The organism is Parapedobacter lycopersici (assembly GCF_040395035.1).
Taxonomy (GTDB): Bacteria; Bacteroidota; Bacteroidia; order Sphingobacteriales; family Sphingobacteriaceae; genus Parapedobacter; species Parapedobacter lycopersici_A.
On the sequence record NZ_JBEBRB010000033.1, the window covers coordinates 1 to 21,638 of the forward strand.

A 21,638-nucleotide genomic window follows, 5' to 3' on the forward strand; every position below is an offset into this window, starting at 1 on the left:
ATGAACTGCGGAAAATCCAGGTGCCCCACGGCAAAGTGACCTGGCAGATCGACCGCAATGTGAATACCACTAATGTATGCATAGCCAACTGCAAATTCTGCAATTTTTTCCGCAGGCCGGGCCATGCCGAAAGCTATATTACCGACATCGAAACGTATAAACGGAAAATCGAGGAAACGTTCCGGTACGGGGGCGACCAGCTACTGTTGCAGGGCGGACACCACCCAGACTTGGGACTGGAATTTTATACCACCCTGTTCAGGCAGTTAAAAGAACTGTACCCCACACTTAAACTGCATTCCCTGGGTCCGCCCGAGATTGCACACGTTGCCAAACTGGAGCAGATGAGTCACATTGACGTGCTGAAGGCACTCCAGGATGCAGGGCTCGATTCCCTGCCGGGTGCCGGTGCCGAAATCCTTAACGATCGCGTCAGGCGGCTGATCTCCAAAGGAAAATGCGGCGGACGGGAATGGCTGGATGTCATGCGGGCCGCGCACCAGATCAACCTCCCGACTTCCGCAACGATGATGTTTGGCCACGTGGAAACAATAGCCGAGCGTTTTGAACACATGGTCTGGCTCCGGGAGGTGCAGGAAGAACGCCCCCGGGATGCGCACGGATTTATCGCATTCATTCCCTGGCCTTTCCAGGACGATGGCACATTGCTTAAGCGCCTGCGCGGCATCACCAACGATGTGACCGGCGAGGAATATATCCGCATGGTTGCCCTCAGCCGCATTATGCTGCCCAATATAAAAAACATCCAAGCCTCATGGCTGACCGTCGGAAAACGCGTTGCACAGCTCTGCCTGCATGCGGGGGCAAATGACTTTGGATCGATCATGATTGAGGAGAATGTGGTGTCCGCCGCCGGCGCACCGCACCGGTTTACGTCTGCCTCCATTCAGCAGGCCATCCGGGAGGCCGGCTTCGAGCCACAGCTCCGGACACAGAAATATGAATTCCGGGAATTACCGGCAGTAATGGAAGAACAGGTGATTGATTATTGAGTTCATTCGATAAAAAATTGGAAAAGCTGATCTGCGAAATAGAGGCCCTGATCTATGCGTCGGAATACGGAATTACCCCCGCGGAGATCAAGCAGGTCATGGAAACCGTTATGGAAAAGTCCCTGGAAGAGCACGAAATCCACTCCATTCTCGCTGAAATTGAACGCCGCTATCAACAGGAAGACCGGGTGATGGAACTCCGGATGGTAAATAGCGCTTACCAGTTTCTGACCAAACCTCGGTATTACGCTACGATCAACCAGCTGCAGGCGCACCGGGCCAAAAAGAAGCTCAGTCAGGCCGCATTGGAAACATTGGCCATCATCGCTTACCGGCAGCCCATCACGAAACTGGAAATTGAACAGATCCGTGGCGTCAACTGCGATTATTCCGTTCAGCGCTTACTGGAAAAAGAACTGATCGTTATTGCCGGTAAATCTGAAAGCGTCGGCCGACCGATTCTTTACGGCACCAGCAACCTCTTTATGGATCATTTCGGTCTGAACAGTGTGGCGGATCTTCCGAAGTTAAAGGAAATTGTAGCGGAAAGCAACACTATTGGAGAAGCAACAAACTAGCTGCCAGACACTTACCTTCATACCCATTTTTTTTTAAAAAAAGTGATAGGAAGTCAAAAACTTGTTATTTTTATCGTTGTTAAAAAACAGTATACAATAAAACATAATTATGAAAACGCTAAGGACGCAAGACAATGAATTAGCAATTTTGGAGGATGAGGTGTTAGCCGTTTTGGACAATGGGCCGGATGACGATGACGACACGGACGGTTTTTTAGAAGAGGGAGATGACTTTGAATTGGATGAGTTCGATTCATTGGATGATTTTGACGACTTTGATGACGACGACGATTACGCGTAACCGTCTCCATATTTGAAAGACTGTTTACGCAGGTCCACGAACCCCATACGAGAAAGCGGAGTCACCTATACCAATACAAATCCGGCTTTCAGACCCCAATGTTCAGAATGACATGACAAAAATCACATCCGCTATGCTGGCTAACCGGCGTAGCGGATGTGTTTATGCCTGGCCTTTAGCCGGTTTTACCAAAAACTTATCGGCATAATTAACAAGATTTACCCCACCGTAATTTCCCGAACTCATCAACAACAGGTTCTTTCCTTCCGGATCCATCTGGCTGAGGTATTCCCCGATACTGGTGATGTTATTGAAGTAAATCAAATCGGGTTGGTTAAATGCCTTTTTCAGGGTGTCAGTGGTAATGGCTTCCGCGTTTTTCTGTTTGAGTGCTTCCTGGTTAATAAATACCGCGGGATACTCCGCCTCCTGCATGGTGTCTTTGTATTCATTCAGGTATGCTTCGCTTAAGCTGCTGTAGGTATGCAATTCGACGATTGCGACAAGCTCCTTGTTCGGAAACTGCTCTTTCAGCGCATGGATGCTCGCCTTTAATTTGGACGGCGTATGGGCAAAATCCTGATAGACCACGCTATCGTCGTCACTGGCGACATATTCCAGTCGCCTGGACGCCCCACGGAAATTCCGGATGGCATTGTAAAATGCCTCCCGGCTTACGCCCAGCCAATCGCATACCGTGAAAGCCGCCGCAATGTTGGACAGGTTATGCCGGCCAAACACCTGAAGCGGGATGTCGCCTGCAGCCGTATGGATATAAGTGACGCCTTTATTGATGGTGTACTCCGGTGTGCGGTAGCCATGCTTATTGATCTTGGATTGATCTTCAAGCACAATTTCCTGCAGTTTCTTATCCTCTTTGTTATAGACCAGTGTGCCCTTGGGTTCAATGTGTTTGATAAAAAGCCGGAATTGATCCACATATTTTTCAAACGTCGGAAAGGCATTTACATGATCCCACGCAATACCGCTGATTAATGCAATATTGGGTTTATATAAGTGGAACTTGGGGCGTTGGTCAATGGGTGAAGCCAGGTATTCATCGCCCTCAATAATGGCAATGGGTGCATCCTTGGTCAGCCGGACCATGTACTGGAATTCATCCAGTTTCGCACCAACCAGGTAATCAAAATCGCGGCCAATGGACTTCAATACGTGCATGATGATGCTGGTAATGGTCGTTTTGCCGTGACTTCCGCCGATAACCACCCTTACTTTTTCCCGGGTCTGTTCGTATATAAACTCGGGGTATGAATAAATTTTGATCCCGATTTCCTGTGCTTTCAGTAATTCGGGGTTGTCTGCCTTAGCATGCATACCGATGACCACCGCATCGATATCGGGTGTAATGTGTTCGGGATACCAGCCCGGTTTGGGAAGCAGGCCTTCCCGGGCAAGGTTGGTCCGCGACGGTTCGTAGATATGGTCGTCGGAGCCGCTGACGATGAATCCCTTTTGAGCCAGTGCGATGGCAAGGTTATGCATGATACTGCCCCCGATGGCAATAAAGTGTACTCGCATAGCTAGTTGATTTTAATAAATCGTGCAGCTGCCCATCCGTTCTCCTCTTTATGCCCGCGGTAATGCAGGTTGTAACCCATGGCGGCCGTTTTCAGCGTGTGAAGGTCATCGCCGTCATAAAACCCGCTGATATACAGTTCCCCTTCCACTCCAAGGCATTGCGCATAGCTGCTGAGTTGATCCAGCAGGATGTTCCGGTTGATATTTGCTAATATGATGTCGAATTGCATGCCGGAAATCAGGTCGGCTGTTCCGCACCGGGCTTCAATGTAGTCGACGTCGTTCAATTTTTTATTTTCCTCCACACTTGCAACACATACCGGGTCATTGTCTATGGCCAGTACCTGTATTGCACCGAGTTTCACGGCTAAGATAGCCAATATACCCGTACCGCATCCCATATCCAGCACATTTTTTCCTTCAAACGCCGTCTCGAGCATATAACGCATCATCAACGAAGTTGTTTGGTGGTGTCCGGTGCCGAATGCCATCTTTGGGTCAATGATAATTTCGTAAGGGTAGTCCGGCCGCGGTGAATGGAAGGTTGCCCGTACATAACACTGGTCAGCGATCACAACCGGTTCAAAATTGCTTTCCCAGACGGCATTCCAATTTTGCGGTGCAATCTCCCGCCGGGTATAATTTACTTCGAAGCCCGGAGGCTGCCGGATCAAAAGTGACTCAAGCAGCGGTGCATCAAACTGCTCGGAAGCAATGTAGGCGGCAAAGCCCGCTTCCCGTTCTTCAAATGTATCAAAGCCGATATTGGCCAGGTCCTGCACGAGCAGCTCCCGGTGCCAATCGGCACCTCCTTTGCAGGTGAATATCACCTCACTGTATTTCATAGTTCCAAATAACCGGAATAATTACGCATTGTATACTTTCACAATCTCCACAAAGTCGCGGGATTTCAGCGAAGCGCCGCCAATCAGTCCGCCATCGATATCCGCCTGTGAAAAAAGGTCGGGTGCATTCCCGGGGTTACAGCTGCCGCCATATAGCACCGACGTACTGTCGGCCACTTCCTGATTGTAGTGTGCGGCAATTTCATTTCGGATAAAGGCGTGGACTTCCTGTGCCTGCTGCGGCGAGGCCGTGAGACCGGTACCAATGGCCCATACGGGCTCATACGCCAAAATGATGTTTTTAAAGGCCTCATTGGAAAGATGGAAAACACCCGCGTCCAGCTGTTGTCTGATGACATCGAAATACTGGTCGGACTCACGTTCTTCCAGGGTTTCGCCGACACAGAAAATAGGCGACAATCCGCTTTTAAGCGCCAGGTCAACCTTCTTGCTTAATAAATAGCCGTCTTCCCCGAAGTAGGTCCGCCGTTCCGAATGGCCGAGGATCACATAGGTAGCGCCTGTTGACGTTACCTGTGCCGCCGAAATTTCGCCGGTATATGCACCGGCTGCCTCGGCATAGCAGTTCTGGGCGCCGGTTGATACCCGGGGATGGCCTTTGGCCAGCTGTGAAATCGCATGAAGGTGTATAAACGGACTGCATACGACCACATGCTGATTGCCCCGTACCTCGTCTTTTACCATGTTGATAATCTCGGAAAACAGGCTGATTCCCTGCTGATAGTCCAGGTTCATTTTCCAGTTCCCGGCAACGATTTTTCTACGCATAATAAAAAGGTGCTGTTAATGAATAGCTAATAGCTGTTAAAACTTCCGGTTTTCCCGGGTCAGTTCAAACACAGCAGTTAATAATTTCTGTTCCACGTCGTCGAACGTGCAATCCCGACGCTCGTATACCAGCCGGGCTGTCTCAACCATCTTATCCAGGTCATAGGTAGTGAATCCTTCCGATCCGCCCCATGAAAAATCGGGAATATAGGTGGGCGGCATGCCCGCACCGAAAATACTTGCCGCAACACCGACCACCGTTCCGGTATTGAATGCCGTATTGATGGCACATTTCGCATGGTCGGCCATGATCGTGCCGCAAAACTGCAATCCGGTATTCCGATAATCCTTATGGTCATAATCATATAAACGCACAGGTTTATAATTGTTTTTCATATTGGAATTATTCGTATCCGCTCCCCAGTTACACCATTCGCCTACTACGGCACTGCCGAGGTAACCATCGTGTCCTTTGGAAGACCTGCCCCAGATAACGCAGGTATTCAGTTCGCCGCCTACACGGCATTGGGGTCCCACGGTGACGTTACTGTAGACCCGGGTTCCCATTTTCACCTGCGCGCCTTCCCCCAGTGCGAATGCACCCCGGATCAAGCTTCCCTCCCATACCTCACTGTTCTTACCCAAATAAATGGGACCGGTTGTACTGTTAAAGGTGGCACATTCTGCGGTTGCTCCGGGTTCCGCAAACACCCGGTCGCCGATAAAGCGATTACTATCGGATAATTCAGCCGACACCCGACCCTTGGTAAGCAGGTCAAAGTCGGCTTGGATTGCCGCACCGTTACGGAGAAAAATATCTTCGGGATGGCGGATACAGGTAACCGGATGTGGGTACCGCACCGGTGCATAGTCGCCTTCGGCGGCAGCAGCAAGGGAAGCCGTATCTGTATGTATTGCAATCCACCCGTCTTCATCGGTCAGCCCTTCACCGGGACGCAAACCGGCGATGGCGTCGCACAGGCGATCGTCCGGACAGCAGTTGCCCCGGATAAGCCACAGCGGACCGGTATGATCGGTTAACGGGTATTTTTCACTTAAATAGGTGGGCGTAAGAAACGAGAAAGGAGTGTTTAGCCATTTTCCCCATTTTTCGGCGATGGTAAGTATGCCAACACGTAAATCAGCTACCGGGCGCGTCAATGTGAGCGGATAAAGTGCCTTCCGCCAATCAGCCTTGTCAAATAATACGATATGCATGGGCGTAAATTCGTACGGCTAAAATAAAAAAGTCCCGATAAAATACCGGGACTAAATATTTTTTACCGTTCTGCTTATTTCTTGTAACGGCTGCGGAACTTATCGATACGTCCAGCAGTATCCACCAGCTTCATCTTACCGGTGTAAAAGGGATGTGAGGTGTGCGAGATTTCCAGCTTTACCAGCGGGTATTCGTTGCCATCTTCCCATGTAATGGATTCTTTGGTATCGATACACGATTGCGTGATGAAGGCATAATCGTTAGACATGTCTTTGAATACCACTAATCTGTAATTTGAAGGATGCAAGTCTTTTTTCATTTCTTAACTATTATTTTTATGGTCATGACCGCGACTTATCGACGGCCAACCCCTACATTACTATACATGCTTAATTGAGGCTGCAAAGTTAATTTATCCATACGACAATTCCAATAATATTTTGGCTTTTCGGAACAGGCAGCACATATGGTATGCTTATCTTATAAAAAGAACAGTTTTCCGAAATTTTCGGGCCGATGGAAGTTGGGTTCAGGATAAGCGACCGGGCTCCATGCCAGGAAATGTGGCTCGGGCAGACCGTCCCCGCATTTATAGAAATTACCCGTACAGGATATTTCCGAAAGGGATCGGATACCGCTGGCCTCAAAGACAGTCAGTGGTATATTCAGTAGCAACCGCCATGATACGGGCTGGTGCTTTTTTTTATCGGGATTGATAACAGCGTGAGTTTTGATCTGTTCAACGGTGCTTCGGGGCAACGTCATGCGGGTAGATTTATCCGCACTGCCGTAACCGGCAAACGCCGTACCGATGCAATTGAACTCGAGGTTATAATAATGCCGGTTATCGAATGCGATGAAACATTCGACACAGCTGTCCCGGTGTACTGGGTCATTTGTGTTGCGGTATTCGGCCTTGATGTATTTTTCTTCGACTGAGAACTGCAGCACCAGGCTGTCTCCGGTATGGGCCGCTTTCATGCGCACTACTGGTTTATCCGGATATTGTGGCCATGGCGTTTCCTCCAGCATAACCGCCGTAAGCGGAGCCAACGCATCTGCAACCGATTTTTCATCGGACCGGTAACCAACATTTGGCAAAAATGGAATAACCAGTGTTTTCATGCGGTAATCAGTATTAATTCTTCTGATACTTAGCTGCTATCCGTTGGAGGATAACACGCAGTTCCGGTTCGTGTTTTTCCAGCTCTTCGACCAGCCGCAGCTGCGCCCGGGTACGCTGCAGGTTGTGCTGCGCGTGATGGATCTTGTAATAATGATCACCTTCCACGAAATCGGTCAGAAACCGTACGGTCTGCATATACGGGAGCAGCAGTACGCCCGCGAACAATGAATCCGTTTCGTGCGATGTAAGAAAGTGATGGGCCTGTTCAAAATATCCTTCGGCATACGCCTCAAATAGCGGGATATTCAATTTAATCCGTTCTACATCGGCCTCGTCTTCTGCCGCCCGGTTAATGATGCTGCGGATTGCATCCCCGAAATCGCAAGCAACATATCCCGGCATTACGGTATCCAGGTCAATCACACACTGGAACCGATCATTTCCATCCAGCAATACATTATTGAATTTCGTGTCGTTATGGGTAATGCGCAACGGCAGCAGTCCTTCGGCAGCCATGTGCTGAATGGTCTGCATGCGATCCTTCCGCGCGGCAACAAACGCAAGTTCGGCCGTCACACTGCGCACCCTGTCGAACGCATTTTTGGCAACAGCTTCGTCAAGACGTTCCAGTCGCTTGCCGATGTGGTGAAAATGGGGAAGCACCTCGTGAATGCGTGTGGCATCGAGATCGGACAACAACCGCTGAAACTGGCCAAATGCACGCCCTCCCTCCCGCGCCTGCTGCGGCGTTTCCACGATGTCGTAACTGCGGGTGTGTGGCAACAGGACAAACATCCGCCAGAAGCAACCTTCCGCATCCTCATGAAACGATTTCCCTGACTCGTGCCCGATTAGCGTGAGTACCCGGCTATCGGGATCTTTTTCATTGAGCTGCCTGTATTTTTGCTTCAGGTGATGCGTGACCAGCTCCATATTATTCATCAGTGCCGGAACATCCCGGAAGACATGATGGTTTATGCGCTGAAGCAGGTAACTGTCAGCTGCGTCCGTGTTTACCCGGTAGGTGTCATTGATATGTCCCGAGCCGAAAGGTGCGATATCCAGGACATTTCCCTCCATACGGAACTGGTTCGCCAGCCGGGCTAATTGTGCTGCATCAGGTGTATTCATAAAAAACTGCTGAACGGTTTTTTCCTTTGATGATGCAATATGCAAATAAGCGGAAAAATAACCACCATGTTTCCACAAAGCAATCGATTGCACTATTTTCCGTGTTATTTCAATCGAATCGGCCTGTTGCGTGTCCTATGCGATGTGCGGTCCGGCCGTCCGTACATCGGCGCTTACTGCCGTCTCAAATTTTTTAAAATTTTCAACAAACAGCGCAGCCAGTCTGTTTGCCTGGGCATAATAAGCCGTATCATTCGCCCACAGGCTCACAGGGTCCATGATCGCATCCGGTACACCGGGGCACGCCGTCGGGTATTGCAAGTTAAAGACTGGATGCGTGTGAAAGGCTGCATCAATTAATGACCCTGCCAGCGCCGCCCTCACCATGGCCCGGGTGTAGTCCAGCTTAATACGCCTGCCTACACCATAAGGACCGGCAATCCATCCGGTATTAACGAGCCACACCCGGATGCCCGTTCCGGTAAGCCGCTCGCGGAGCAACTCGGCGTAATGTCCGGGGTGCAGCGGCAGAAATGCTTCGCCGAAGCAGGCCGAGAAGACTGCCTCTGGGGTTTTGACACCCACTTCCGTACCTGCGACCTTTGCTGTATAACCGGATATAAAATGGTACATGGCCTGCGTGGTGGACAGCAGTGATATCGGCGGGATAACACCGAATGCGTCGGCCGTAAGAAAAAAGATGTTTTTCGGAGCCGGTGCCCGTCCCGAGCTTACGCTGCCTGCAATGTATTCAATCGGATATGCCACGCGGGTATTTTCCGTCTTGGCCGTGTTTTCATAATCGGGGGTACGTGAACCGGGATAAAAGACTGTATTTTCGAGCAGCGCGCCGAAACGGACCGCATCGAATATTTCCGGTTCCCTGGTCCGGTCGAGTCCAACGCATTTGGCATAACAGCCGCCTTCGAAATTAAAAATGCCTCTGGTATCCCATCCGTGTTCATCATCCCCGATCAATAACCGCTCGTGATCGGCGGACAGCGTGGTTTTCCCCGTGCCGGACAGGCCAAAGAAAAGTGCGGTATTCCCTGAAGTATCTGTATTAGCCGAACAGTGCATCGGCAGGATCCGTTTCCGGCGTGGCAGGATAAAATTCAGCACGGAGAACATGCCTTTCTTGATTTCACCGGTATAAGCCGTTCCGGCGATCAGGATCACCTGTCTGGTAAAATCAATAATCACGAAATTGGACTGGCGCAGGCCGTACTGTTCCGGATTCGGGCAGCGGAATCCCGGCGCTGCCAGAATGGACCAAGCGGGCCGTGCGTTTACATCTGCGGCTCCGGGTCGGATAAACAGGTTATTGACAAAGATGTTCTGAAACGCTGTCTCCGTGATGGCACGGATACTGACGCAGTGATCCGGATCGGAAACGGCGAGTCCGTCGCGGACATAAAGTTCCCTGTCGCTCAGGTAAGCACCTACCTGCTCGAGCAGGATACCAGCTGAACCTGCGTCGATGGGCTGATTAACAGGCCCCCACCATATTTCATCCTTCGTCAGGTCGTCATAAACGATAAACCGGTCTTTTGGTGCCCGTCCGGTAAAATGACCGGTATCGGCTGCCAGCGCCCCGGTATGGGTCAAATGGCCCTCCTGATTTACAATGGCAGTCTCCACCAGTTCGGCCACCTCTTTTTGATAGTGTACGGTTGCGTTTTTGTTAATAAAAAGATAGGTTAAATCCGGCATTACGGTTTCAAGCGAATTCATAACAATCTGTTTGGTTTATATTGGTTTAACGCGACAAATGTAGGGATTAAAAACGCATATAAAAAAGTAAAATACACTGAAAATCAACAAGTTGTAAAACTTACACTAAGTTAACGGACTGACCTACAGAATTGTTTAACGATTTAGCCTGATGGGGAATATTTTGCGACCGGGGTATTTTCATTGCGGTAGGTAATCGTTACCTTTAACATTTTTACATCAGTTATAACACGTATGAAATTATACCCTATCGATACCGGATTATTCAAGCTCGATGGCGGCGCGATGTTTGGCGTGGTTCCCAAATCCATATGGCAGCGCACCAATCCGGCCGATGAACGGAATATGTGCACCTGGGCGGCCCGTTTATTGCTCATTGAAGACGACGGTCGGCTGATACTCGTCGACACCGGACTTGGCGATAAACAGGACGAAAAATTTTTCAGTCACTATTACCGCCATGGTGATGCCACGCTCGACGGCTCACTGGCTGCCCATGGTTTCCACCGTGACGACATTACGGATGTTTTCCTCACCCACCTTCATTTCGACCACGTCGGAGGTGCGATTATCCGCGATGGGGAAAGGCTGGTTCCGGCCTTTAAAAATGCGACTTACTGGAGCAATAAAAAGCACTGGGAATGGGCGCTATTTCCCAACCATCGGGAAAAGCCGTCATTCCTGCAGGAAAATATCCTGCCCATATACGAAAGCGGAAAGCTCAGCTTCATCGACGTGGAAGACGGCATCCGGTTTTCGGAACATATCGTGGTCCGCTTCGTTTACGGGCATACGGATGCGATGATGCTCCCGCAGATTAACTACAATGGAAAAACATTGCTTTATATGGCCGATTTACTGCCTTCCGCGGGCCATATTCCGTTACCTTACGTAATGAGTTACGATGTTAGGCCCCTCACCACCATGGAAGAACGAAAACGTTTCTGGCAGGAAGCTGTGGATGGTGATTACGCGTTGTTTCTGGAACACGACCCGCTTCATGAATGTTGTTCCATCCTATCCATGGAGAAGGGATACCGGCTTAAAAGCACCTTTTCATTAGCAGACTGGTTATAACGGCATGAACGGAAAAAGCCGCCCCGGGTTTTATCCGTAGGGCGGCTTTGCTTAGTTTAGTTAATGAATAGGGTTAATTGGCTGTCAGCCCCTGACGGATGATATTCAGTGCACCGCCGGCTTTGAACCAGCCGATTTGCTGTTCGTTATAGCTATGGTTTACCGTAATCTCGTCCCGGGTACCGTCTGCGTGATGCAGCACGACCGTCAACGGCTTATCCGGTGCGAATCCGGTAAGGCCGATAATATCAATGGCATCGTCTTCCTGCACTTTGTCGTAATCTTCCTTGTTGGCAAAGGTCAGCGCCAGCATCCCCTGTTTTTTCAGGTTGGTTTCGTGGATACGGGCAAACGATTTCACCAGTACCGCCCGCACACCCAAGTGCCGCGGTTCCATGGCTGCGTGCTCACGTGATGAGCCTTCTCCGTAATTTTCATCACCGACAACAATGGAACCGATACCCGCGGCCTTGTACGCCCGCTGTGTAGCAGGTACCGCACCGTATTCACCGGATAACTGATTTTTCACAGTGTCGGTTTTGTCGTTGAAGTAGTTTACCGCACCAATTAGCAGGTTATTGGAGATATTATCCAGGTGACCCCGGTATTTCAGCCACGGGCCCGCCATGGAAATATGGTCGGTCGTACATTTTCCTTTGGCTTTAATCAGCAGCTTCAATCCGGATAAGTCGGTACCTTCCCATGGCGCAAAAGGATCGAGCAGCTGCAGACGGTCCGATGTGGGAGCAACAACGACTTCTACGCCGCTGCCATCCGCAGCCGGAGCCTGGTATCCCGGGTCCTCGACGTCAAATCCTTTTTGCGGCAATTCATCGCCGACAGGGGGATCCAATTTCACAGATTCGCCTTTATCATTAACCAGGGTATCGGTTAGCGGGTTGAATGACAAGTCACCCGAAATGGCAATCGCAGCCACCAGTTCCGGTGAAGCTACAAACGCGTATGTGTTGGGATTGCCGTCTGCACGTTTGGCAAAGTTCCGGTTGAAGGAGTGTACAATGGTATTCTTTTCGGCTTTTTCAGCGCCTACACGGGCCCACATGCCGATACAGGGGCCGCAGGCATTGGTAAAAATTGTAGCGTCCAGGTCGGTAAACGTGTCAAGCAGACCATCCCGTTCTGCCGTATAACGCACTTGTTCCGATCCGGGGTTGATACCAAATTCAGCCTTGGTGACCAATCCTTTTTCGACTGCCTGGCGGGCTACTGAAGCAGCACGTGACAGATCCTCATAGGAAGAATTGGTACAGGAACCGATTAACCCCCACTCTACTTTCAGCGGCCAGCCATGTTGTGCAGCCGCTTCTTTCATTTTAGACACGGGGGTTGCCAGGTCTGGGGTAAATGGCCCATTCAGGTGTGGCTCCAGTTCCGAAAGGTTAATTTCAATCACCTGATCAAAATAATTTTCCGGATCAGCATAAACTTCCGGGTCTGCCGTGAGGTGTTCTTTAATGGCATTTGCCGCATCAGCTACGTCGGCGCGATTGGTGGCCCGCAGGTAGCGTTCCATGGATTCGTCGTAACCAAACGTAGAAGTAGTAGCTCCGATTTCAGCACCCATGTTACAGATGGTTCCTTTTCCGGTACATGACATAGAACGGGCCCCTTCGCCGAAATACTCTACGATACAACCCGTACCGCCTTTTACCGTAAGGATACCGGCCACTTTGAGGATTACATCCTTGGGTGCAGTCCAGCCGTTCAGTTTACCGGTTAATTTCACTCCGATCAGTTTGGGGAACTTAAGTTCCCATGGCAGGCCCGCCATTACGTCACAGGCATCCGCGCCACCGACACCAATGGCCAGCATGCCAAGTCCGCCGGCATTAACCGTATGCGAATCGGTACCGATCATCATACCGCCCGGGAACGCATAGTTCTCCAATACAACTTGATGAATGATTCCCGCGCCCGGCTTCCAGAAGCCGATTCCGTATTTGTTGGATACAGACGCGAGAAAATCAAATACCTCCCGGCTCTCGGTGGTGGCTACCGCCAGATCTTGTTCAGCACCCTCTTTGGCCCGGATCAGGTGATCGCAATGCACAGTAGACGGTACGGCTACTTTAGGCCGGCCGGCCTGCATGAACTGCAGCAATGCCATCTGGGCCGTAGCATCTTGCATTGCTACCCGGTCAGGGGCGAAATCGACATACGAAACACCACGGTCATAACCCTGTGCCGCATTGCCGTTCCATAAGTGTGTATATAAAATTTTCTCCGTTAAGGTTAAGGGCCTGTCCACCACTTTACGGGCTGCGGCAATCCGCTCCCCGTACTGGGCGTAGACCTTCTTGATCATATCGATATCAAATGCCATTTATTATAAAATTTATGATGTGAATATCTTTTCAAGCGACGGCATCCGGGCTCATACCCCTGCCGCTTTTTAAAATTGTTGCGAATTTACGAAAAAAACCATGTTTTAACAATAATGCCTACCAACGCCATTTAATTTGGAAATATTCCAAATTACCGACAGAAACGTGGTCTGTTACTGCAATTACGGTGCTTCGTCGCCGAGATGCAACCACCCGAACCGTCCTATAAAAAGCTAAACGGATATCAGCTTCGGCGTGATCTTTTTCAATTCTGCAATTGCATGCGCTGGATTTTTAGCGGCAAACACATAATTCCCCGCCACCAGTACGTCTGCTCCGGCTTTTAGCAGTGCCAGCGCATTGTGATCGTTAACCCCGCCGTCAACTTCGATTAGCAGGCGCTCATTCCGATCAGCGGCCAGTGCACGCAGTTCCCGGATTTTCCGATAAGTACCTTCAATAAATTTTTGTCCGCCAAACCCCGGATTAACCGCCATCACACAAACCAGGTCGATGTCTTCAATAATTTCATAAAGCTGGGAAACGGGTGTATGGGGATTGATCGCCACACCTGCCAGACACCCCAGGTCCCTGATGGCGTGAACGGTACGGTGGAGGTGCGTACACGCTTCTGCGTGAACCGTAATATGGTCTGCCCCAGCTTCCTTAAATTGAGTAATGTAACGATCCGGTTCCACAATCATCAGGTGAACATCCAGTGGCTTTTTCGCGTAGTGTTCGATAGAGGCAAGCACCGGGAACCCGAACGAAATATTCGGGACGAAAACGCCATCCATGATATCGATATGGAACCAGTCTGCCTCGCTTTGGTTAACCATGGCAATATCATCGTATAGATGGGCAAAATCTGCGGAAAGTATGGAAGGGGCTACAAGGTGTTTGTGTTTAGACATGTGGTATTTTTTTACAAATATAGGGATTCCGAAAGGATTTCAGTTCAAGGACACCGCAACAATTCCCTGTAATTATACCACACCTGCCGGATGCCCGGCGCTGGCCATATAAAATGAAAATAACCGCCCGTTATTTATCGTGAAGCAGATCGAATCGCTCACATAGTTCGGGTGCATACCGGGCGGTAATTTCGTCGTCGGAATAGCCTAATTCTCGCTGAAGGCTACCGTTTAATAACTTGTTTAATAGCCTTCTAACCAGCGGGTACTCAAACTCTGATTTATTCAATTTGATCAGGTATTCCTTTTCCGTGATTTCAATGGTTGATTTTGCCATGACACTTAATTTATACATTGTCACTAAGATACGGGTACCATAATAACTTATTGTTAAGTTTCATTGATGATATCATGAAATCCGGTCAGAAAACGACCCGCCTGATCAGGCCGGATATGCACCGTTTTCGTACATTTGTATGCCAAGCGCCCGCATGAGACAGGGGAATTGGGATTTTTTACTTAGGTTTGAGTTAAATATAACGCAGTGGCACGATTAAAAATAAAGTATAAGTCGGGTTATAAAGGTGGAAAATATGCGCCGTTGTTCCGGTATGGAATGATGCTGGCCAGCGTGGTGCTAATCACGATGTTTCTGCCAAAACAGCCACGTTTCCGCTATGAATTTGAGAAAGGCAAGGTGTGGATGCATGAAGACCTGGTTTCACCATACAATTTCTCGATTCTCAAAACGCAGGCGGAACTGGATAAGGACCGCGAAAACATCCTGAAGTCCATTTATCCGATTTATAATCAAAACACTCAGGTTGCCGAGCAACAGCTTGCCCAGTTCGACACGGCGCTTCCGGAACGATGGCAGACCGCCGGACTCGATACCCTGGATGAAAACATGGCGACTTACGAACAGGTGGGCAAGCAGTTGCTTTCCGACATTTATAAACGCGGGGTCATTGCGCTGAACAATAAATTTCAGAGTGACCGTACTAATTATAACTTCACCTTACTTACAGATAATGTAGCCACCCAACGCAATACCGCCGAAGTGTTTACCGTCGAAACGGCGATGGAATACGCCCGCAAAACGATCGGCAACCGGTCTGCAATTGGGCATAAGGACTGGCTGGTTGATGCCGTTAGCAACTACATTACCCTGAATTACCTGTTTAACGAACCGCTTACGGCACGACTGGAAGAAGACGCGCTGGGAAATATCTCTACCACGCGGGGCATGGTACAACGGGGTGAGTTGATCGTAGCCAACGGCACGACCATTAATAATGAGGTTTATCAGAAAATCGAGTCCCTGCGAAAAGCCTATGAAGAGGAAGCGCGTATCGGTGGGAACTGGACGCTGGTGGTGCTGGGCCAGTTCTTCCTCGTGGGCTTGGTTGTTTCTTTACTCTTTGTATTTATTTATTTGTTCAGGAAGGATATTTACCATAATAACCGGCTGATTTTCCTGATCCTGATTGCTATAACGGGCATGCTGCTGGCGCTGTCCTGGGCTATTAAAATCAAATTGCCCAGCCTCTACTATATCCCGTATTGTATTGTTCCCATTATCATCCGCATACTCTTCGATACCCGGCTGGCGCTGAATATTCACCTGCTGATGGTGCTGCTTGCCGCCTTTTTTGTTCCCAACAGCTTTGAATTTGTATTCCTTCAGCTGTCTACAGGGATGGTAGCCATTTACAGCATTAAGACGCTGGTGAAAAGAGAACAGTTTCTCATCTCTTCGGCAATCATTCTCGGGACCTACCTGACCGCTTATCTCGGCATGGCATTGATGCGTGATGGGTCATTCAATAATATTTACTGGTCGAACGTCGCCCCTTTTATATTCAGTGTACTGCTTACCCTGCTGGCCTATCCGCTTATTTATGCTTTCGAACGGGTATTTGGTATTATATCAGATGTAACGCTCATGGAGCTGACCAATAGCAATTCGAAACTGCTACGTGAATTGTCTTATAAAGCACCGGGTACCTTTCAGCACTCGTTGCAGGTAGCCAACCTGGCGGAAGCCGCCATCTATAAGATTGGCGGCAATACGTTGTTGGTAAGGGCGGGTGCACTCTATCATGATATCGGCAAGATGGCCAACCCGCAATACTTTATTGAAAACCAGACCAAGGGCTACAATCCGCATGATGGACTTTCGTTCGAACAGAGTGCGCAGATTATTATTTCGCACGTAAGCAAGGGTGTGGAAATGGCCAGAAAAAACCAGCTGCCGGAGGTGATTATCGATTTCATCCGTACGCATCACGGCACCACCCGGGTCGACTATTTCTATCAGTCTTACATTAAATCTTTTCCGGAAAAATTTGTTGACGAGGATATCTTCCATTACCCGGGTCCCATCCCTTTTTCCCGTGAAACAGCCGTGCTCATGATGGCCGATTCCGTGGAAGCCGCTTCCCGAAGCCTTAAGGAACCTAACGCACAGAACATCAATGATCTGGTAGATAAAATCATTGAATCCAAGTTGGCTCAGAAGCAATTGATCAACAGCAATATTACATTAAAGGATATTACGGAGATCAGCGAAATATTCAAGGAGATGCTTAAGAGTATTTATCACGTACGCATCGATTACGAAGGTAACAAAAAGGAAACCGTTAGCTTGAAACCGCAAGATGGAATTGTTTAAAACCTTATCAATCAACAAGATGATTATGAAAATCGATCGATAAAAAAGGAAATCCATTTTTTCGTATTCAATTTTCTTAATTCGTTTTTTTGTATTAGGTTTGCAGTCGCTAAAAAAGCCGGTGAGGTGCCTGAGAGGCCGAAAGGAACAGTTTGCTAAACTGTCGTACTGGAAACGGTACCGAGGGTTCGAATCCCTCCCTCACCGCCAAACAATGAATACCCCGACAAGTCGGGGTATTTTTGTTTCCTCCCTATTTCCACCAATAGTAATAGTTGTGCAATCCGTCATACACAAACCCGCAACGCGGATACAGCTTGTTGCCGATGTAGTTTGTCTTTTCGGTTTCAAGCATCAGTCCGCAAGCCCCTGTCTCCTCACACCATTGCTTGCTGCGGTCTATCAATGCCACGGAAAGCCCTTTACCCCGGTGGTCCGGGTGAACGAACAAATCGCTCAGCAGCCATTGCTTTTTTAGTTTGATGTAATGATAGAGTTCGTACAGCTGTACAAATCCGACCGCCTCATCCTGCACATAAACAAGGAAGATATGCGACTGTTTGTTGGCTAAGCGTTCCTGTATAAATGCGCTGCATTTTTTGTAGTCATCCGGCTGCCGGTAAAAAATCCGGTAACGATTGAACAATCCGGCAACGGTGTCTAAGTCTTCCAGTCCCGCTTTCTTGATTTTGTAATCCATGGCGTTAAAATGTTTTGGTTATATCGGTAAAATTATGACTTAATAGGACTACCTTTGTAGTCCATATCCAATATAAAAGGTAGTCCAGCTTGTTGCCATACGAACACATCATCGTTATCACGAAAGAAAGCAAGGTCCCAGTTTACAGGCAGATTGCTATTTCAATAATCAATGCAATCAGGGGCGGCACCTTGCGGGCCGGAATGCAGTTACCCAGCAGCCGTGAACTGGCAAAGACGCTTGGCGTTCACCGCAAGACGGTGATTGCGGGTTATGAGGAGCTGGAAGCACAGGACTGGATTACGGTTGTACCAAGAAAGCACGTTGCCGTATCAGCACATATCCCATTGCTTAAACCGCAAAAATGGAGCGAACCCAGCATTGGTGTACAGACACCCTATTCGAAAAATTTGCATGTGCCGTTTAGGATAATAGAAACACATTCGGTTGATGAAAACTCCGTTTCGGATTCCGACATCATGATTGATGACGGATACCCGGATGTGCGGCTTTCCCCGATAGCTGACCTATTGAAAATTTATCGTTCACTTACTTCCAGGAAGCATACCATAAAAAATGCAAATGTCGGAACGACACGGGGGACATTGAAATTAAGGGAAGAGTTGGTCAGCTACCTGTCGGTAACACGGGGAATAAACCTTTGTGTTGACAACCTTTTGATTACACACGGTGCCCAAATGAGTATTTACCTGGCAGCCCGATTGCTTTTAGGCAATTCATCTGCCGTCATTGTAGGTAAGCCCAATTATCCCGTTGCCAATAAAACATTTGAAGAAACCGGTGCATCCATCATTGAGGTAGATGTAGATGACAGGGGCATTGACACAGATGCTGTTGAAAAAATTTGCAAACGAAAAAAAATTGATGCCGTATACGTGATTCCGCATCACCACTACCCAACAACCGTAACACTAAGCGCAGAAAGGCGGGTGAAATTGCTGGAACTTTCCAAGCAATACGTATTCGCCATTATTGAAGACGATTACGATTACGACTACCATTACACTTCGTCACCTTATCTGCCGTTGGCAAGTGGCAGCCACAATGGCAACGTAATTTATATCGGCTCCTTTTCCAAGATATTGGACCCCTCGCTACGGATGGGTTTTATGGTTGCCCCGGCGAATTTTATTGCACAATGCACCGCCCTGCGGAAGATCATCGATGTCGGCGGCGATGGGTACATGCAAAATGCACTAGCCCTGTTACTCAAAGAGGGCGAGCTGAAAAGGTACCTAAAAAAAGCAAAGAAACGTTATCATCAACGGCGTGACTTCCTCGATACCCTGTTGAAAGAAAAGTTAAGCCGATACGTTTCCTACACACTGCCTACAGGAGGCATGGCCATCTGGATAAAACTAAATCCTGATTTTCCCATCACCCAATTAATCACAAACACACCCTTTAAAATTATCCGATGGGATGCCGATCGGAATGCCTTCAGGTTTGGTTTCGCGTCAATGGATGAAACCGCATTGGCACAGGCTGTTGATGCACTGGAAACGCGATTAACAAAACTCGAACTGCTTTTTTAATGGAAGCATCCGGCCGCAACGGGTAAGTAAAATTTAAGATACAGTTTCGGAATTCAGTTTGTTTTTAATAGAATCGGGCCAAATTTTCAACTATTATTATAACTACACACTAAATTACAATGCAGAACAATGCCATAATGAGATTTTATCTCGCAATTCTGGGCGTTTGCTTCCTCGCAGGGTGTCAAAACAGCTCGAACCTGCCTGCGTCCGATAAGGACAACGGCGGTTTATTTTTACCCGGTGGCTTCGAGGCCATGGTTGTTATCGACAGTATCGGCGGTGGCCCGATGCCTGAAAATAATAACCAGGGCTGGTCCGGAAGACGCCCCCCGCGTGATCCCAACCGGCCTATGCCTGTCCGGAGTAACCAGGGAAAGCCTACGCGCCAAAAACCAAGAAGCAATTATTACGGATCACGGCATATCGCGGTCAATGATAATGGCGACATTTATGTTAAACTCCGGGTCAGCACTCCCGATGGCGAAGCCAATGCCGCCCTTCGTGATACCGACGGAGACGGTCGCGTAGACAGCGTGGCTTATTGGGCAAAATACGAAAGCCGCCAGTATGGAACAGCCATGCGTATTCATAACGGATACCTATACTACAGCTCTGAGCTGCTGGTGCTGCGTAGCAAGTTAATTCCGGGAACGCTACTCCCCGATGGCAAGGTCGACACCGTCGTGATTGATGACGGTCCACCCCACGAACACATTACCAAGCCGGTAACATTCGACGGTAAAGGCAATATGTACGTTGGCTGGGGCGCGGGATCCAACACCTGCCAGGAGTATAACCGCGTAGCGGGATCCATGGGTATGGGAGAAGTAGACAACCCCGATAATGGCTGTCCGCTTTTAGTTGACCATGGCGGCGTTTGGATGTTTGACGAAAACAAACTGAACCAGCACCAGTCCGATGGCGTGAGGTATGCTACAGGGATGCGAAGCATCGTTGCACTGGAATGGGACGAAACGTCAAATTCCCTTTATTCTGCGGTGCATGGCCGTGACGACCTGGTGGTTACCTGGCCCGAGTATTACAACTACTGGCAGAGTGCGATGCTTCCGGCTGAAGAATTTTTCAAAGTACCGCAGGGATTTGACGGTGGCTGGCCTTATTACTATTACGACCAGATCGAAAACAAAAGAAAACTGAACCCGGAATACGGCGGCGACGGTGTAAAGGAAGGCAATGGTGCAAAACTGGACGCACCGCTTGTCGGCTTTCCGGGTCACTTTGCTCCCCAGGACCTGTTGTTTTATAAAGGCGATCAGTTTCCTGCCCGTTACAAAGACGGCGCTTTCATTGCGTTTCATGGTTCAACTAATCGTCCGCCTTACCCCCAGGCAGGTTATATCGTTGCTTTCGTCCCCATGAAAGACGGCAAGGTAACCGGCCCATGGGAAGTATTCGCAGATGGTTTCAGCGGACTTGACACCATCCCCACTGCTCCCGACGCCGATCACCGTCCAATGGGCCTTTCAGAAGGTCCCGACGGATCGCTGTATGTCAGCGACAGCCAGAAAGGCAAAATCTGGCGGATCATGTTTAAAGGCGACAAAAAAGCCTTTGGAGAAGCGCAGCTGGCTGGAATGGCAGAACGGAAACTTACGGCGTCCAATATTAAGACTCCCGATCCGGTTGCCGATGACCTTGAACGCAATGTTGCAGCAACGGCATCTGTCGTATATACCACATACTGCAGGGCATGCCACCAGTCCAACGGAATGGGCGACGGAAGCCGCTTCCCTCCCATCGCGGAATCTGAATGGGTCAGCGGCGACAAGACGCGGCTGATCAGTGTTATTCTGAACGGGCTTACCGGTCCGATCACCGTGAAAGGCGTGTCGTATAACGAGGCAATGCCTGCGCACGGCAGTTTCCTGAACGACGATCAGGTAGCAGAGGTATTAACGTACATCCGCGGGAATTTCGGAAACGACTCCGGCCCGATTACAGCGGAGGAAGTTGCCGCTGTGCGAAAACAGGGTGGGAAATAGCCATTCCCACACCTGATTTAAAGATATAACGGCAGCCGGGCAATCCCGGCTGCTGTTGTTATATAGCGGCGGGTAGCGTACCTTTGCTTAT

General features: G+C 49.2%; 19 protein-coding genes and 1 tRNA gene. 8 read left to right on the forward strand and 12 right to left on the reverse strand.

Annotation, left to right across the window (positions count from 1 at the left end; translation table 11 throughout):
* The 3 genes from ABWO75_RS08375 to ABWO75_RS08385 all read left to right on the forward strand — a co-directional run.
* The coding region (locus tag ABWO75_RS08375; RefSeq protein ID WP_353184485.1) for a CofH family radical SAM protein at positions 1-1,013 on the forward strand (1,013 nt) is incomplete at its 5' end.
* Between the two features lie 17 nt (positions 1,014-1,030).
* On the forward strand, positions 1,031-1,591 hold the full coding sequence (gene scpB / locus ABWO75_RS08380; protein ID WP_353184487.1) for an SMC-Scp complex subunit ScpB: 561 nt from the start codon (positions 1,031-1,033) through the stop codon (positions 1,589-1,591).
* 109 nt (positions 1,592-1,700) lie between these two features.
* Positions 1,701-1,892: a hypothetical protein gene (locus tag ABWO75_RS08385; RefSeq protein ID WP_353184489.1), complete on the forward strand. Its 192-nt coding sequence runs from the start codon at positions 1,701-1,703 to the stop codon at positions 1,890-1,892.
* Positions 1,893-2,054: 162 nt separating this feature from the next.
* Here the strand turns inward: ABWO75_RS08385 and ABWO75_RS08390 are convergent, their stop codons facing one another.
* The 8 genes from ABWO75_RS08390 to pckA form a co-directional block, all read right to left on the reverse strand.
* Complete coding sequence (locus tag ABWO75_RS08390; RefSeq protein ID WP_353184491.1) at positions 2,055-3,431, reverse strand: UDP-N-acetylmuramate--L-alanine ligase; 1,377 nt, start codon at positions 3,429-3,431, stop codon at positions 2,055-2,057.
* A gap of 2 nt (positions 3,432-3,433) precedes the next feature.
* On the reverse strand, positions 3,434-4,276 hold the full coding sequence (gene prmA, locus ABWO75_RS08395) for a 50S ribosomal protein L11 methyltransferase (protein WP_353184493.1): 843 nt from the start codon (positions 4,274-4,276) through the stop codon (positions 3,434-3,436).
* Positions 4,277-4,297: 21 nt separating this feature from the next.
* Complete coding sequence (gene tpiA, locus ABWO75_RS08400; RefSeq protein ID WP_353184495.1) at positions 4,298-5,065, reverse strand: triose-phosphate isomerase; 768 nt, start codon at positions 5,063-5,065, stop codon at positions 4,298-4,300.
* Positions 5,066-5,101: 36 nt separating this feature from the next.
* Positions 5,102-6,283, reverse strand: a complete 1,182-nt coding sequence (locus ABWO75_RS08405; RefSeq protein WP_353184497.1) for a putative sugar nucleotidyl transferase — start codon at positions 6,281-6,283, stop codon at positions 5,102-5,104.
* A 74-nt stretch (positions 6,284-6,357) separates the two neighbouring features.
* Positions 6,358-6,603, reverse strand: a complete 246-nt coding sequence (locus ABWO75_RS08410; RefSeq protein WP_353184499.1) for a type B 50S ribosomal protein L31 — start codon at positions 6,601-6,603, stop codon at positions 6,358-6,360.
* Positions 6,604-6,764: 161 nt separating this feature from the next.
* A complete protein-coding gene (locus ABWO75_RS08415) occupies positions 6,765-7,409 on the reverse strand; it encodes a carbohydrate-binding family 9-like protein (RefSeq protein WP_353184501.1) in 645 nt (214 codons plus the stop codon).
* A 13-nt stretch (positions 7,410-7,422) separates the two neighbouring features.
* Positions 7,423-8,541 (reverse strand): phosphotransferase enzyme family protein, encoded by a 1,119-nt coding sequence (locus tag ABWO75_RS08420; RefSeq protein WP_353184503.1) that lies wholly within the window; start codon positions 8,539-8,541, stop codon positions 7,423-7,425.
* A 135-nt stretch (positions 8,542-8,676) separates the two neighbouring features.
* Positions 8,677-10,275 (reverse strand): phosphoenolpyruvate carboxykinase (ATP), encoded by a 1,599-nt coding sequence (pckA, locus tag ABWO75_RS08425; RefSeq protein WP_353184505.1) that lies wholly within the window; start codon positions 10,273-10,275, stop codon positions 8,677-8,679.
* Positions 10,276-10,509: 234 nt separating this feature from the next.
* Between pckA and ABWO75_RS08430 the strand changes: the two genes are divergently transcribed.
* Positions 10,510-11,352 (forward strand): MBL fold metallo-hydrolase, encoded by an 843-nt coding sequence (locus ABWO75_RS08430; RefSeq protein ID WP_353184507.1) that lies wholly within the window; start codon positions 10,510-10,512, stop codon positions 11,350-11,352.
* 73 nt (positions 11,353-11,425) lie between these two features.
* Here ABWO75_RS08430 and ABWO75_RS08435 read toward each other — a convergent pair whose 3' ends face one another.
* From ABWO75_RS08435 to ABWO75_RS08445, 3 genes are all read right to left on the reverse strand, one after another.
* Complete coding sequence (locus ABWO75_RS08435; RefSeq protein WP_353184509.1) at positions 11,426-13,696, reverse strand: aconitate hydratase; 2,271 nt, start codon at positions 13,694-13,696, stop codon at positions 11,426-11,428.
* Positions 13,697-13,930: 234 nt separating this feature from the next.
* Complete coding sequence (gene rpe / locus ABWO75_RS08440) at positions 13,931-14,611, reverse strand: ribulose-phosphate 3-epimerase (protein ID WP_353184511.1); 681 nt, start codon at positions 14,609-14,611, stop codon at positions 13,931-13,933.
* Between the two features lie 130 nt (positions 14,612-14,741).
* The gene (locus ABWO75_RS08445) at positions 14,742-14,948 is read right to left on the reverse strand and encodes a hypothetical protein (RefSeq protein ID WP_353184513.1); all 207 of its coding nucleotides are present in this window, start codon (positions 14,946-14,948) and stop codon (positions 14,742-14,744) included.
* 207 nt (positions 14,949-15,155) lie between these two features.
* On the opposite strand from ABWO75_RS08445, the gene ABWO75_RS08450 reads away from it, so the two are divergent.
* Together ABWO75_RS08450 and ABWO75_RS08455 are read left to right on the forward strand one after the other, a co-directional pair.
* A complete protein-coding gene (locus tag ABWO75_RS08450) occupies positions 15,156-17,285 on the forward strand; it encodes an HD family phosphohydrolase (RefSeq protein ID WP_353184515.1) in 2,130 nt (709 codons plus the stop codon).
* 120 nt (positions 17,286-17,405) lie between these two features.
* Positions 17,406-17,495 (forward strand) — tRNA-Ser (locus ABWO75_RS08455).
* Positions 17,496-17,538: 43 nt separating this feature from the next.
* On the opposite strand, the gene ABWO75_RS08460 is transcribed toward ABWO75_RS08455, so the two are convergent.
* Positions 17,539-17,985: a GNAT family N-acetyltransferase gene (locus ABWO75_RS08460; RefSeq protein ID WP_353184517.1), complete on the reverse strand. Its 447-nt coding sequence runs from the start codon at positions 17,983-17,985 to the stop codon at positions 17,539-17,541.
* Between the two features lie 89 nt (positions 17,986-18,074).
* Between ABWO75_RS08460 and ABWO75_RS08465 the strand changes: the two genes are divergently transcribed.
* The gene (locus ABWO75_RS08465) at positions 18,075-19,541 is read left to right on the forward strand and encodes an aminotransferase-like domain-containing protein (RefSeq protein WP_353184519.1); all 1,467 of its coding nucleotides are present in this window, start codon (positions 18,075-18,077) and stop codon (positions 19,539-19,541) included.
* A 137-nt stretch (positions 19,542-19,678) separates the two neighbouring features.
* Positions 19,679-21,547 carry a PQQ-dependent sugar dehydrogenase gene (locus ABWO75_RS08470; RefSeq protein WP_353184521.1) on the forward strand — a complete coding sequence of 623 codons (1,869 nt, stop codon included), beginning with the start codon at positions 19,679-19,681 and terminating at the stop codon, positions 21,545-21,547.
* Positions 21,548-21,638 lie beyond the last annotated feature (91 nt).